General features: G+C 36.9%; 15 protein-coding genes and 1 riboswitch. Of the genes, 6 read left to right on the forward strand and 9 right to left on the reverse strand.

The features are described 5' to 3' along the window. Nucleotides 1-228: 228 nt before the first annotated feature. Nucleotides 229-642: a hypothetical protein gene (locus tag ACVWXS_RS11320; protein WP_456958268.1), complete on the reverse strand. Its 414-nt coding sequence runs from the start codon at nucleotides 640-642 to the stop codon at nucleotides 229-231. Nucleotides 643-657: 15 nt separating this feature from the next. After that, nucleotides 658-864, reverse strand: coding sequence for a hypothetical protein (locus ACVWXS_RS11325; protein ID WP_456958269.1), 207 nt, complete (start codon nucleotides 862-864; stop codon nucleotides 658-660). Nucleotides 865-914: 50 nt separating this feature from the next. Between ACVWXS_RS11325 and ACVWXS_RS11330 the strand changes: the two genes are divergently transcribed. The 3 genes from ACVWXS_RS11330 to ACVWXS_RS11340 all read left to right on the forward strand — a co-directional run bounded on the left by ACVWXS_RS11330 (nucleotide 915) and on the right by ACVWXS_RS11340 (nucleotide 4,240). Then, nucleotides 915-2,405 (forward strand): circularly permuted type 2 ATP-grasp protein, encoded by a 1,491-nt coding sequence (locus ACVWXS_RS11330; protein WP_456958270.1) that lies wholly within the window; start codon nucleotides 915-917, stop codon nucleotides 2,403-2,405. Further along, nucleotides 2,359-3,324 carry an alpha-E domain-containing protein gene (locus tag ACVWXS_RS11335; RefSeq protein ID WP_456958271.1) on the forward strand — a complete coding sequence of 322 codons (966 nt, stop codon included), beginning with the start codon at nucleotides 2,359-2,361 and terminating at the stop codon, nucleotides 3,322-3,324. Before ACVWXS_RS11330 ends, ACVWXS_RS11335 begins: the two co-directional genes overlap by 47 nt. Nucleotides 3,325-3,385: 61 nt before the next feature. Then, nucleotides 3,386-4,240 (forward strand): transglutaminase family protein, encoded by an 855-nt coding sequence (locus ACVWXS_RS11340; protein ID WP_456958272.1) that lies wholly within the window; start codon nucleotides 3,386-3,388, stop codon nucleotides 4,238-4,240. 119 nt (nucleotides 4,241-4,359) lie between these two features. On the opposite strand, the gene queE is transcribed toward ACVWXS_RS11340, so the two are convergent. From queE to ACVWXS_RS11360, 4 genes are all read right to left on the reverse strand, one after another. Beyond that, entirely contained in the window at nucleotides 4,360-5,088 is a 729-nt protein-coding gene (gene queE, locus ACVWXS_RS11345) for a 7-carboxy-7-deazaguanine synthase QueE (RefSeq protein ID WP_456958273.1), read from the reverse strand. Further along, nucleotides 5,081-5,554: a 6-carboxytetrahydropterin synthase QueD gene (gene queD, locus ACVWXS_RS11350; protein WP_456958274.1), complete on the reverse strand. Its 474-nt coding sequence runs from the start codon at nucleotides 5,552-5,554 to the stop codon at nucleotides 5,081-5,083. Before queD ends, queE begins: the two co-directional genes overlap by 8 nt. A 3-nt stretch (nucleotides 5,555-5,557) precedes the next feature. Continuing rightward, nucleotides 5,558-6,217, reverse strand: coding sequence for a 7-cyano-7-deazaguanine synthase QueC (gene queC, locus ACVWXS_RS11355; protein ID WP_456958275.1), 660 nt, complete (start codon nucleotides 6,215-6,217; stop codon nucleotides 5,558-5,560). A 364-nt stretch (nucleotides 6,218-6,581) separates the two neighbouring features. After that, nucleotides 6,582-6,628: riboswitch (PreQ1 riboswitch) on the reverse strand. Between the two features lie 252 nt (nucleotides 6,629-6,880). Further along, the gene (locus ACVWXS_RS11360; protein WP_456958276.1) at nucleotides 6,881-7,756 is read right to left on the reverse strand and encodes a tyrosine-type recombinase/integrase; all 876 of its coding nucleotides are present in this window, start codon (nucleotides 7,754-7,756) and stop codon (nucleotides 6,881-6,883) included. 367 nt (nucleotides 7,757-8,123) lie between these two features. Here ACVWXS_RS11360 and ACVWXS_RS11365 point away from each other — a divergent pair, with 367 nt between their 5' ends. Further along, on the forward strand, nucleotides 8,124-8,918 hold the full coding sequence (locus ACVWXS_RS11365; RefSeq protein ID WP_456958277.1) for an enoyl-CoA hydratase/isomerase family protein: 795 nt from the start codon (nucleotides 8,124-8,126) through the stop codon (nucleotides 8,916-8,918). Nucleotides 8,919-8,965: 47 nt separating this feature from the next. On the opposite strand, the gene ACVWXS_RS11370 is transcribed toward ACVWXS_RS11365, so the two are convergent. Continuing rightward, nucleotides 8,966-9,781 (reverse strand): hypothetical protein, encoded by an 816-nt coding sequence (locus ACVWXS_RS11370; protein WP_456958278.1) that lies wholly within the window; start codon nucleotides 9,779-9,781, stop codon nucleotides 8,966-8,968. 227 nt (nucleotides 9,782-10,008) lie between these two features. Here ACVWXS_RS11370 and ACVWXS_RS11375 point away from each other — a divergent pair, with 227 nt between their 5' ends. Then, on the forward strand, nucleotides 10,009-11,184 hold the full coding sequence (locus tag ACVWXS_RS11375; protein WP_456958279.1) for an aminotransferase class I/II-fold pyridoxal phosphate-dependent enzyme: 1,176 nt from the start codon (nucleotides 10,009-10,011) through the stop codon (nucleotides 11,182-11,184). A 31-nt stretch (nucleotides 11,185-11,215) separates the two neighbouring features. On the opposite strand, the gene ACVWXS_RS11380 is transcribed toward ACVWXS_RS11375, so the two are convergent. Further along, the gene (locus tag ACVWXS_RS11380; RefSeq protein WP_456958280.1) at nucleotides 11,216-11,686 is read right to left on the reverse strand and encodes an NUDIX hydrolase; all 471 of its coding nucleotides are present in this window, start codon (nucleotides 11,684-11,686) and stop codon (nucleotides 11,216-11,218) included. Between the two features lie 283 nt (nucleotides 11,687-11,969). Here ACVWXS_RS11380 and ACVWXS_RS11385 point away from each other — a divergent pair, with 283 nt between their 5' ends. Then, the gene (locus ACVWXS_RS11385) at nucleotides 11,970-12,830 is read left to right on the forward strand and encodes an alpha/beta fold hydrolase (RefSeq protein WP_456958281.1); all 861 of its coding nucleotides are present in this window, start codon (nucleotides 11,970-11,972) and stop codon (nucleotides 12,828-12,830) included. Nucleotides 12,831-12,933: 103 nt separating this feature from the next. On the opposite strand, the gene ACVWXS_RS11390 is transcribed toward ACVWXS_RS11385, so the two are convergent. After that, nucleotides 12,934-14,127, reverse strand: a complete 1,194-nt coding sequence (locus ACVWXS_RS11390) for an AI-2E family transporter (protein WP_402987203.1) — start codon at nucleotides 14,125-14,127, stop codon at nucleotides 12,934-12,936. Nucleotides 14,128-14,134 lie beyond the last annotated feature (7 nt).

Here is a 14,134-nt window from a genome sequence, read left to right on the forward strand (position 1 = left end):
TCTCTTTATAAAGAAAATCACCTTTTTGAAAGTTTTTTTGAAAGATCTACTTTTTCATGCATAAAGTGCAAGGAAAATGAATATTAAAATCTAGTGTACTAAAATGCTGTGAGACGATTCGAAAAAAGAAAAGCTGGGTAACTATACGTGTCGATTTATCTCACAATGCGCATGGAATTATCTGGTTTTGTTGATTCCGGACGTATAGTTTTTCTGTGCGAAATCGAATTACTTAACAAAAACACTATATGTTCCATCTACTTGTTTTGCTAGAGACCAGTTTGTTGATAGCATATGTTGAAGCTTCACGATAGTTTCCTCATTACAAGTTAAATGTTGGATTCCTGTTTCTAGTAATTGATAATCCTTATCTTCTTCTAATGAAAAACGAAGATGCAGCAAACGCTGAATGCCTGGCAAAGTTACATATTTGATACGATAGTTACCATGCAGAGCGTCTAAGAACGATTGTTCCCCTTCTTTAAAAAGTGCCGTTGTTTCGGAAAATTCATAGTTTGGTACTTTTTCTTGCCAGACGGATACTTCCCCTGAATGCAATGTGCCTACAATCTCCTCATCTGTTAAACCTAATTTTGAAAGCTTGTCTAACTCATAAGCTTGCATTAAATTAATGATTGTCATTTTTTCTAGCTCCTTTTATGTATTTATCTTCATTCCTCTAAAAGTGGAGAATGAATGCAGTTGTGGTTCCTTTTCAATTAGTGCCCTAACACAAACTGAAATAGAGTAACCCAGTCTAAGAACGCCATGTCCAGTCGCATTTTTTCTGCGCAAAAGCAAAGCGTCAGCTACAAATGTTTTCTGTGCGAAAGCGACAATTACGCCAAGGCGAAATTGTTTCATATTTAGTTTAACACGTTTTCTCTACTACTTAAATTCGGAGGGCGATCCATATGATGAAGTTCTATGAATCTGGTAAGTTTTTTGATGAAATGTTTGATGGCAATCAACCGAAGCCTCATTATCGGTCTTTCCATCATAAGCTTAATGCTTTTCCCAAGGAACAGTTAGATGAAAAATACCAACAAGCACAATCAAGTTTCCTTAGACAAGGCATTACATTTACCGTATATGGAGCACAAGGTGGTACAGAACGGACAATGCCCTTTGATTTTATCCCTATTATTATTCCACATGAACAGTGGGAAGTAATTGAAGCTGGTATGAAGCAACGTGTCAAAGCTTTAAATTGCTTTTTGCATGATGTCTATCATGAACAGTCCATTTTTGAGGATGGGCTTATTCCGAAACGGCTTATTGAAAACAATCCGTACTACTATAAAGAAATGCTTGGTGTAAAAGTACCGATCGATAATCATATTTTTTTAGCGGGCATTGATTTGATTCGTGATGAAAACGGTATTTACTACGTTTTAGAGGATAATTTACGTAATCCTTCAGGTATATCCTATGTTTTTCAAAATCGATATGTCATGAAGGAAGTATATCCTGAGTTTTTCTCTAAACATTCCATCCAGTCACTCGATAAACAAATGGCCTTTATGAAAAAGGCACTACTTGCTCATCGATCACCTTGTATGAAGCCAGATGTAGAACCTAAGGCTGTCCTATTAACAGCGGGCATGTATAATTCAGCATATTATGATCATGTTTTCCTAGCTCAGCAGCTCAATATTCAACTTGTTGAAGGGCATGATTTAGTAGTTCAAGATAATAAGGTGTATATGAAGACAATTTATGGTCTAGAGCAAATCGATATTATTTATCGTCGAATTGATGATGATTTCTTAGATCCTGTTGTTTTTCGAAAGGATTCTTTGCTTGGAGTCCCTCATATCATGGATGCTTATCAAGCTGGAAATATTGCTATTTTAAATGCTGTTGGTAACGGTGTAGCCGATGATAAAGCGATGTATGCCTATGTGCCGGATATGATTCGCTACTATTTAAATGAGGAGCCTATTTTACAAAATGTGAAGACCTATCATTTAGATGATGACAGACAGCGTGCTTGGGTTCTTGAGCATATGAGAGAGCTTGTCATAAAAAATGTTAGTGCCTCTGGTGGCTATGATATGCTAATTGGTCCGCATGCGAGTGATGAAGAAATTACTAAATTTAAAGAAAAAATTATAGAAAATCCGATTCAATATATTGCTCAACCGACGATTAACTTGTCTAGAGCACCTGCTTTTCAGGATGGGAGATTCTATCCTTGCCACGTCGATTTGCGTGTATATGTCATGAAGGGTGATGATATTTATGTACTTCCTGGTGGTTTATCTCGTGTGGCACTGAAAGAAGGTTCTTTAGTCGTGAATTCGTCACAGGGCGGAGGAGCAAAAGATACATGGATATTAAAGGAGGAATTACAGCATGCTAAGTCGAGTAGCCGATGCACTGTATTGGATGGCAAGATATAGTGAACGAACACAAACGAATGCACATATATTACAAGTACAGCTGTTGAATATGTTGGAGCAATCAGGTAAAGAAAATGAATACATCGACCATTGGGAAGCTGTGTTAGATATTTGTGCCTCGAAGGAAGAGTTTTTGACTTTTTATGAATCCATTCGAGTTAATCTACTGATCGAATATCTTCTATTTTCTGATAAAAACTGTAACGCCGTTCATGCTACTTTACGTGCGGTTAGGGAAAATGCGCGGGTAACTCGAGATAGCATCCCGATTGAGCTTTGGGAATTGCAAAATGCCTTTTATTTATCTTTACAGCAAGAAATAATCGGACGTGAAAGACCCATTCCACTTATTGTTCTAAATTCTTTTTTGCAAAATGTTCGAAAGACTTCGTTAACGGTTACCGGGCTTATCGAAGGCTCAATGGATCGAGATTTACCTTTTTATTTCATGCACGTTGGGAAATGGTTAGAACGAGCTGAAAAGACAATTCGTATGGCTTTAATTATACTGGAGCAACATAAAGAGGTAGCCATCTCCTTATTTGAAGCGGACGGATCGTTTTTACTTGATTTATCGGAGGCGACGGAGTCTTATTTGCGGAAGCATCGCCAAACAAATTTACTTTGTGTCATTCAATATTTATTACAGGATAAGCACTTCCCACGTTCAGTGATGTTTTGCTTACAAAAAATAGAGGAATCGTTAAGTTGTTTAGAAAATGATCCTATTTCAGCAAGATATATAGAGCTTCATACCCCATTAAAGAATTTATTATTTGCCATGATGAATGTGGATTTATGGAATATTACCTTAGAGGAAACGATTCTGTTAATGGAGGAAAGATTGTGTCAATGTATTGATTTTGGCAATACATTTGCAACAATTTATCATTTATATGAACCCAGCGTACAACCTTGAAAGGAATCAACCACAGCTCCCTTTCAACAAGCAAGTCAGTAATCAAAAGGAAGCGGACACCATGAAATTTGAAATTCAACATACTAATATTTTTCAATATGAGTCTGAAGTCGATCAAAGCTTAAATACTATCCGCTTGAAGCCAAGAGGTGATGAGCGTCAGCGCTTATTATCCTATCGAATTGCCATTACACCTTCATCTTTAACGCGTGAGCATACAGATATTTGGGGCAATACGGTTGGCACTTTTTATATACCTGAGCAGCATCAAGTGCTAGAAATTCAAACGACATCTATTGTCAGCATTCAACGTGCACCCTTTATTCATCGCATTCAATATTCACACGAGATGCAAACAATTTTTCATTCTCAGCTGTTTTATGAACATTATTTGCCCTATTTAAAGTCTACACATTTTACGTATATGACAGAAAATCAGTTAGAGGAAGTTTATCATGCAATTGGTCATGCGGAAAATCCGGTGCTTTTTTCGCTGAATTTAATGCAATATTTATACTCGACATTTGAATATGATCCAGGTGCGACTGATGTTACGACAACTGCAAGTCAAGCCTTTGCCCTTAAGCGAGGTGTTTGTCAGGATTTCACCCACGTCATGCTTGCGGTATTAAGAGCAAAAGGAATTCCAGCTCGCTATGTTAGTGGTTATTTATATGTTGATGAAAACTCTGCCTTGGTCGGTGATATTGCAACCCACGCTTGGGTCGAAGTCATGATACCAGGAATCGGCTGGATTGGGCTAGATCCAACTAATAATGTAGAAGTATTAGAAAATCACATTATTTTATGCATTGGTCGTGATTATTCCGATATTAGCCCGGTTGAAGGTGTTTATTCAGGTGGAAAACATGATTTAACAGTTAAAGTGAGCGTCAAAGCAGTGAATCATTTGTAACAAAGAAGTGCTATAGTTAAATTTAAACCCCTGATTTGCTACGCTAAGCAGAAGAATCAGGGGTTTTATTAAATATATGACTCCTCAAGAAAATTTAAAGACATTTTTATTAGGCCACACTATACACCTCTTTTATTCCCCCAAACAAGGGCATGCAACTGTGGCAGTACTTTGACATCTCTTAATTCCTCATCCTTAATCACTCGATCAATCAGCGCATGATATTTATCTAATAAATGTAGTATTAATCTTGAATTGTCAGTCGTCGTGAGATCATCATTACCGACTTGTAGATAAAAAGGAATCATCGGATATCGATGGTGAATTTGTTTAGCATAATCGTAATCTGCTTGATTAAAGACGACTATTTTGAGGGATATATGGTAATTACTGTTTCGATTTTTAAGTTTTTCAAAGATATCAGAGAGCACCGAATAGTCTGTGGTCATTCCAGAACTAGGTGGCTTTGGTGAAATTGTCAGCTCATCAATCTCATACATCCATTTTTGCCACCTACTTCCCTGTGTTTCCACCCCGACCTTTATGTCATTTTCTTTTAAAATGGCAATGAGCTCCTCCAAATTTCGGATGAGTGCAGGATTTCCGCCTGAAATTGTAACAAATGGAAAGCCATTGCCTCCGAGACGTTTCAACTCAGACCAAATCTCTTCCGCCGTCATTTGGACAATAAGATGCTTTCCGCTGCCATCCCACGTAAACGATGAATCACACCAAGAACAGGAATAATCACAGCCGGCCGTTCTCACAAACATTGTCTTTTGGCCAATTACCATTCCCTCTCCTTGAATTGTCGGTCCAAAAATCTCGATAACAGGTATCTTACTCAACTTCCATCCACTCCCGTCTCGCTTCTGCATAGCTAGTCGGAGTTTCGTATAGCCGGATAAATTCAACACGCGCACCGTTATATCTTTGTTCATCAAGCAAGGCCGCAGCCAACTTTTCGTAAATCCAAACAACAATATTCTCTGCCGTCGTATTCATGGGTGGAAGCGTTTCATTTAAATAACGGTGATCCAAATGAATCTCTATTTTTTCTTTCCATATTCCTTTTATATCACCAAAATCAATCATCAAACCGCGTTCATCTGTGTATCCACTCAGTCCTAATACTACGCGATACGTATGACCGTGCAGGTTTTTACATTTCCCCTCATAATTATGTAAATGATGGGCAGCATCGAAGGTAAATTCTTTGCTTACGAGAACACGCTTTGCATGATAGTTCAATTGATTTCTTTGAATATCTTCATCTATTTTTTGGAGCTTATCGACGATTCTAAAATCTGACATGCCTTAAGACTCCTTCCTGTAACTCAAATACTCATCAAGCCCTATTTTTCGTAGTTTACATGCTGGGCATTCACCGCAGCCTTCTGCAATTACACCGTTATAGCAAGTTAACGTTCTTTCCCGAACAAATTCAAGTGCCCCAAACTGATCAGCAAGTTCCCATGTCTGTGCCTTATTCAGCCACATCAATGGTGTATCAATCACAAAGGAATCATCCATCGATAAATTTAACGTTACATTCAAGGATTTAATAAAAACATCTCGGCAATCTGGATATCCGCTAAAATCTGTTTCACAAACACCAGTTACAATATGCTTAGCTCCTACTTGACTCGCTAAAACGCCCGCAAATGAAAGAAAGAGAAGATTTCGGCCAGGTACAAAAGTCGATGGAAGCTCACCATTTTCTCCATCTTCTACCTTTATGTCTTGTCGTGTCAATGCATTCGGAGCAAGCTGATTTAGGAGTGACATATCAAGAATGTGATGCTTGATACCGAGCTCCTCTGCTATCATCTTCGCACATTCAATTTCAAGAAGATGCCTTTGACCATAATCAAAAGTTACTGCCTCAACTTCTTCAAAACGTTCTTTTGCCCAGAACAAACAAGTTGTGCTGTCCTGACCTCCACTAAATACAACAATTGCTTTTTCCTGCTTCATCTATAAAACTCCCTTGTATCAAAAAACAGCACTCTAAGAAAAAGTACTGCTTTCTTTTTAGTTTTTTTTAGAGGGTAGCTAAATACCTCTTTTTTAATTGAACTATTCAAGTCCGCATTGATCGATCATCAATTTTATCTGGATTAAGATCGTGATTCATTAAACGAAATATGAATATTGTGTACTTTGGTTCCCCCAAAATGTTAAATCCGTCAGTCCTTCTTCATGGCTTTGGTCAAACAAAAAACCTCCTTGTAAAATGTTTCCCAACACTTTTCAAGAGAGGCATCACCAATCATTCTAATAAAACATAAGTAAAAACATAAAAAAAGCCACGCCCGATATGGACATGGCATATTATCATGTTTCCATAGTTTTTTATAGAGGGTATCAGCTATGAACCTCTCCCGTTCTAGTCCGGGCATTCTTTTTCAATATAATACATAAAATAGTACAAAACGTCAAATGATTTTTTTTATAAAATCTTCCCATAAATGCTTCTCTAGAAAAACCACTGCCCTCTATTTTAGTAGTACACTAAACACTTTGCTGAGCTTAGATTCATTACTTTTTTTTCAAACAGAATAACCTCAATTATTTATGATGTGTTCTCCTTAAGGACGCTTAATAACAATTCAATACAGACGAAAAAACTATCCATTTCTATTCAAAACGCCCCTGTCTTTCAGTAAGCACCCATTTTCGTACATACCCCATCTTTTCCTGAATATTTTCGATTGTTTTTTCACTTTGAAATGCTTTTTGCATGACCGTGTAGCGCAAATCTGTTGCTCTCACATTTGTTCCGATATCCTTTGACATCGTTTGGAAAATTCGCTCAATTGTTTTGGTTGAGATGGATTTTGATTGACTAGCCCCGCTAACCCAAACCCATTCCCCTAGTTTTTCTTCATGTAATTCCTCTGTTGCCTCTTGATAATGTGTTAGCATATCCATTAAGATCGGAGAAAGCTTTATTTCTCGACGCCCGTTGTGGTTAGAAATGTAGATGAAGGAAGAGTCGATGTTCATATGCGCCCATTTCATTCGAACAAGCTCAGCTGGCTTACATCCTGTTTCCATCAGCATTTGGATAATGCAGCCATTACGTCTTGCTAGCCACGCATGTTCCATCGTTTTCGCATATTGAAAATAAGTCGGCCAGACATTTGTAATTTGCATCAATTGCTTCTTTGTCAGTATTTTTAAAGCCTCTTTGTGCCTCTTTTTTGGTTGTAAAATACCCTCGTAATCAAAAGGCTCTACCCACTCTCGTAAAAAGACAAAGTCTACAAAGCCTCGCAATGTAGCAATTTTATGATTAAATGTGTTGACATTTTCATAGGATTCCTTCAGATAATTATTATATATAAATAACAATTCTTTTAAATGACGATCCACATACAAGTAGTTTTTTTCATGAGCAAATGCTAAAAATTGCTGTCCATCGATATTGTACTGCTTTTTGGTAGCAGCACTTTTCTTTAAAGAGTTTAAAAGTAATAAATAGCTGTTCCATGCCGCCTCTAGTGTGACCATCTGGCTCCCTCCTTGTAAACTGTGCGTGTTTTATCAATAGTTTACTATATTTTGGGTGCGTACGTTTAATTTATTTATATAAAGAGTAATGTCGGATAATCTGTATTATTCAAACACGATCCCGCTTCAAGTGTTCAAATGCTCCTTTTACAATAAAGAAACAAATGTTCCTATAGCAGTGTCTCACATCTTTTGTTTTCTTACAATAGCAATTTTTCGTACTCTGTAGTAGTACAATTTCTTTAAAATGTCCTTATTCTTGTATAACAAGGATAATTTACATGAAAATTCGTATAATTTAGTGTTTATTACGGTTTCTGTTATATAATAAGTGTATTAAATTTCAACTATAGGGGGATTATCAAGTATGCAAGTAAGAACAACTCGACTTGAGGCAGAAGAAGCAAAAATTATTTATCAAGAAACAGCTGGGCTAGCGATTATTACGATCCACCGCCCCCAGGCTAAAAACGCACTTACAGCAAATATGTGGGATCAATTAGCCAAAATTGCCCTTCAAGTATTAGATAATCCGAAAAATAAAGTACTGTTATTACGCGGATCTGGTGAAAACTTTACTGCTGGCTCTGATATTAAAGAATTCAACGCCATTTCCCTTGAAAAAGCGGAAGAAGCCTTTGTACATATGGAAAAAACGATCTCCACTATTGAACGTTTACCAATTCCAACGATCGGCGTCATTAATGGTCCCGCAATGGGTGCCGGCTTAGAGCTCGCTTTAGCTTGTGACATCCGTATTGGCTCCGAGAAAGCAAAGCTTGGGATTCCTGTCGGTAAATTAGGGATTACCTTAAATAACAAATTTGCACAGCGTTTAGTACAACTTGTAGGCCCTTCAACTACGAAGGATTTAGTATTTACCGGTCGCATGTTTAAAGCGGAAGAAGCCTTTAAGCTTGGTATGCTTAATTATTTAGTAGCTGAAAAAGATTTAAATAAATACATGATTCGCATGGGTAAGCTTGTGGCTGGGATGTCACCAGAATCGTTATTAGCCGTGAAGCAATCTGTTCAAGAATGCGTGGACAGTGTGCCAACATTATGGAACGGTTCAACACCGTTTGTAGGAAACGATTTTGCAGAAGGCTGCCGTGCCTTTGTCGAAAAGCGTCAGCCTCAATTTACACGTCAATCAAAATAAAAAATAGGTACTCTGCTCGCCTTTGTTGCGAATGGAGTACCTATTTTTTATGATTTTCGCTTAATTACTACCGACTTAATGTGAAGATGAATCGCATCTAATTCATAACCAAAATGCTGAGAAAATTCTGCCTGTATCGTTTTCTGTAATTCATACAATCGGTCTGGTAATGAATAGTTGATTGGTAGCTTAAGTTGTAATGTAATCGTTGCTTGCGCTAGCTCACCAAAGATAAATTGTACTTGTTCGACCTTGTGTACGATATTTTGTTTTGCACAGCAATACGTTAATAACTGCACATAAACATGCCTGTCAATAGCTATATATTCCTGTTGAAAATCAGGGCGAACAATCGTCGTCTCCCCTATTTTTTCACGCTTTGAAGAGAAAATCTCCTTCCCTTTTTGCACGAGCCGTTTAAAAAAGTTTTGCTCGACTTGGCGGTATGGTATTGGCATGACGTGTTTCCCTTGCGTCTGTCGAATAAAGCGAGCTTTGGCGATTTCTTTTGGCGAACGTACATCCTCGACATAGTAATATTTCTCGATAGGATCAAGCTCTAGCTGTCGAGCGATCGTCTTCGTCATTTTATCGGACGTGCCGATTACTAAAATCGATTGTACTTTATATGTATCAAGAGCTTTTTTTACTTCCTCACGGTGGACATCGTCTGTGAAAATGGCTCGACGAACTGCTGTAATCGTATTTTTCTCAAACTTTGCCGAGATTCCTGCTACCTTCACACCATTTACAATTAAAAGTCCATCATCAATAAGAGCCTCTACACCGATTTTATGGGCAAAAACAAGTGCGCTTGTACTTTTCCCTGTTCCGCTTGGGCCACTTAACGAATAAACATTCATAGTTTTCATAGCCTCCCTTCCATTTCATTATCATAGCAGAAATGTTATTCATTTTCCGTCAAAATTATTATTTCCAGCATTAGCAAAATTATTTCCGCTAGCCTACGCACACATCTTGTCCATTATTTAAATATATTCTTTTTTCAGAATAACTTTCCCTTTATGTGTTTTAGTATGATAAAATGTGTACTACTATTCTGTTATACAACTATAAGGAGTGTACTAGTTTGAAAATCGTACCATCTAAAAAAATGTCTTTATTTACACCAGCAATTTTCGGAGATTTAAAAAAACATGCTAAACAACAAGAAGCTAAAGGTATGACAATGATTGATTTAAGTTTAGGTAGCCCTGACCTTCCTCCACACGCTAAAATCCGTGAGCATTTATCCTATAGAGCAGGTTTAGCAGAATCTTACGGGTATACATTAACAGGCACACAACGTTTTTATGAAGCCGTTAGCCGCTACTATAAACGTCGTAGTAATGTAGATTTAGATCCCGCTTCTGAAATCATTCAAACGATTGGCTCTCAAGAGGGCTTAGTGCATTTACCAATCGCCTTTTGTGATCCAGGTGACATCGTACTATCCACAAACCCAGCTTACGTTGCCTATGATGCAGGGATTCATTTAGCAGGTGCAACTCCGTACTATATGCCACAAACAGCTGACAACGACTATTTACCAGATCTTGACGCTGTACCTGAAGAAATTGCACAAAAAGCAAAACTACTGATTTTAAACTTACCAGGTAACCCAGTGCCTGCAATGCCTTCATTAGCTTATTTTGAAATGGTCATTGCCTTTGCGAAAAAATACAACATCATCGTCTTACATGATGCGGCTTACTCTGAGTTCTATTTTTCAGGTGATGGCCCAATTAGCTTTCTAGCCGCTCCCGGAGCAAAAGAAGTCGGGATGGAAATTAACTCTTTATCGAAAAGCTTTAGCCTAGCGGGTACACGTATCGCTTATATCGCTGGCAACGCTGAAATGATTAACATCATCAAGCAATTAAAATCAAACCTAGACTTCGGTATTTTCGAGCCTATTCAAGATGCTGCGGTCGTAGCGCTTGATAATGCCGAGGAAATTACAGCAAGTTTACGTGAAACATTCTCAGAACGTCATAAAACACTAATGAACGGCTTACGTGATTTAGGATGGGATGCAGCCCCTTCTGACGGTGGCATGTTCGTCTGGGCAAAATATCCGTACGACATTGACTGTACAGAGCTAGCTTTTAAACTAATTGAGCAAGCCGGCATTGTGACAGTTCCTGGTACAGTATTCGGCTCTGCTGGACAAGGCTATTTACGTTTAGCCTTAGTACAACCAAAAGAATTGTTACAGGAAGCTGTTGATCGATTAGCACAAGTACAAGTAACACCACAAAAATAAACATGTAAACATTATGAAAACCCTTCTAACTTTACTTGTTGGAAGGGTTTTTGCTGTAGCTTACTATGTAATCATCTAGTATCGGTCGATCCGGTGGACTAATATTTTTGGGTAAATCATCTAAAGGGAAAAATTGAAGCATCGTTGCCTCGTTACTATCATAAGTGAGTAAACCACTATATTCTTGACATTCAAAAGCTGTAACTACGATATACACTTCATCACCATGAGGATATTGATAATAAAAATCCTGTCCCGAATAAGTATTAATTAATTTTAGGTTTTTAGCTGTAAGCCCTGTTTCTTCAAATAATTCTCGATGGGCGACTTGTTCTAAAGTTTCACCTAGCTCCATTGAACCCCCAATCAAGCCCCAACACCCGTTGTCTATTCGAAGCTGTAGTAAAACTTGTTGACGATTATTGATAACTAATACACACGCACCACACATAATTAATGGTTTAGTTCCAACTACTTTACGCAAATCCTTTATATATCCCATAAAGCCCTCCTAATAAGATAAGATATGATTTGAATCATCCGTTCATTTCCAATTTTTGTGATATAATTAACCTTAGAAAAGTGGGATATTTACCAAACATTACCTTTCTTAATATTAAAATACTTCAAAAAAATTGACTTTTCAAGAAGAACCCACAACCAAAATGCAATATTCCTAAGATACAACTTCTACATGAACTCGTATCTTACAAACTATACAACCCATTTAATTTATAGCTATTCCTTTATTTTTTACCACTCTATATAAGAAAGGATGAAGGCTTTTGCTGAGAGAAATGATTAAAACAGATCGTGGAGAATTTGAAGTATTTATTGGTGGAAAAGGCACAGACCCAATTTGCATAGCACATTTATACCAAGAATTTTTATCTGGTAAAGAGCCATTTTCCGCTGCAGTTGGAGAATATTATAAAGTAATATTAGTAAATTTAAAAAATACGGGATCTTCCACTAAAATTAAATCAAAGAAAGATTTAAGCATAGAAGAAACTGTGAAAGATTTAGAAAGTATTCGAAAAAAACTTAAATACTCTAATTGGGCTTTTGCTGGACACTCAACAGGAGGTTTTTTAGGATTAACTTATCTTTCTATGTATCCAGACAAACTTTCTGAAATTATTTTATGTGGGACAGCAGCATCCAATAGAATAAACCGGTCTAAAAACAATTTATTCAATGTGGAAAATGGAAAATACAAAAAAGATATGATAAAAATCTTCTTTAAAATGTTACCTTTTATGAGTAAGAAAAGTAAAGAATCTGCAGCAAAAAAATTCTTCGAGTTATGTATTCATTCTAAAGAAAAAGTTGATGAATACTACAAAAAAATGCAATTTGTCGCTATTAATAAATCAAGAATGGCAGCTTATTCATCTGAATTACGTAATTATGATGTCAGTGAAACTATAAATAATAACCTTGTTCCGTCTTTAATCTTATGCGGAAAATATGATGTTCAATGTCCTATTGAATTTTCTGAAGAACTACATAACTTGTTGCCTAATTCAAGCCTTCAAATATTTGAAAATAGTAACCACTTCCCTTTTATTGAAGAACATGAAAAATTTTTAGATGCACTATATACTTTTACAAATCGACTAACTTCAAACACTTCGACTCTCTAAAAAAATGACACAATTGCTTTCATTCCTTCACGTTGAGTAAGCTTGTGAACTTTGATTTCAATCAAAAAAACAGTTACTGCACTTTCGCAGTAACTGTCTCTTCTTACACCTCATATTTTTGCTGTTCCTCATCTTCGTAACGATTATAACGTTGCTTAAATAGCTTGAATAAATGTGTCACAAGTACTTTTAAGATGGCATAGCCTGGAATCCCTAAAATAACACCTGGTACGCCAAATAATGAACCTGCCGTTAATAACACAAAAATAATTGTAATTGGATGGATACTTAGTGATTTACCCATAATTTGAGGAGAAATGAATTTCCCTTCAATCAGCTGTACAACTGTCCATACAATGGCTAATTTAAACAGCATGAACGGTGATGTTACAAGAGCGATAATAACAGCCGGTGTAATCGCAATGACTGGCCCTAAGTATGGAACCACACTCGTGATCATCGCAAGGAACCCAAGCAATAAAGCATATTTCATACCGATAATTAAAAAGCCGATTGTTACCATTGAACCGATACACATGGAAACTAAAATTTGCCCCTGTATGTATGAACTAATTTGCTTGTCCATATCGTGGAAAATTTCATGTACTTCTTTGCGCATACGTGGTGGGCATGCTTTTAAAATAAAATTCGGTAGTTTTTCACCATCTTTAAGTAAGTAAAATAAAATAAATGGCACCGTCACTAATGACAGAACAATTCCCGTTAATGTTGAAACGAAGCCAGTAATACCAGATGCTACGCCTTGCGCTAAGTTGGTAGCCGTATCTTTTACTGTTTTCACCATATCCGTAGTAAAGTTCTTCACTACGTCATTAAAATTCATTTTATCTAAGTACTCAGTAATGCGTGAATTATTGAGATAATCAACCGTATTTTGCGTTAACGCCATAAAATACTCTGGGAATTCCTTTGCTAAATTAGTAAACTGGTCTCGCAAAAACGGATAGACAAGTAATACTAATAACGTTAATATGCCAATTACAGCGATATACAGTAGTAAAATACCCCAAATTCTTGGGATACGCCACCTTTCTAAAAGCCCTAATAATGGGCGTAATAAATAATACGCAATACCGGCAAGTACCCCTGGTAGAACTACTACCTGAAATAAAACCTTTAGCGGGGTAAATATAAAGGAAACTTTTTGGAACATAAAAATAACGCACGCAAGTAATACTAAAATAATTAGTGTAAAAAATAAGTTTTTACCACCTAAAAAGCGAATAAACTTTGTTGAAAAGAAATTCGATCGCTCTCTTGGTCTTTCTTTTTCCATGTACTCA

Source organism: Lysinibacillus sp. TE18511 (assembly GCF_054062295.1).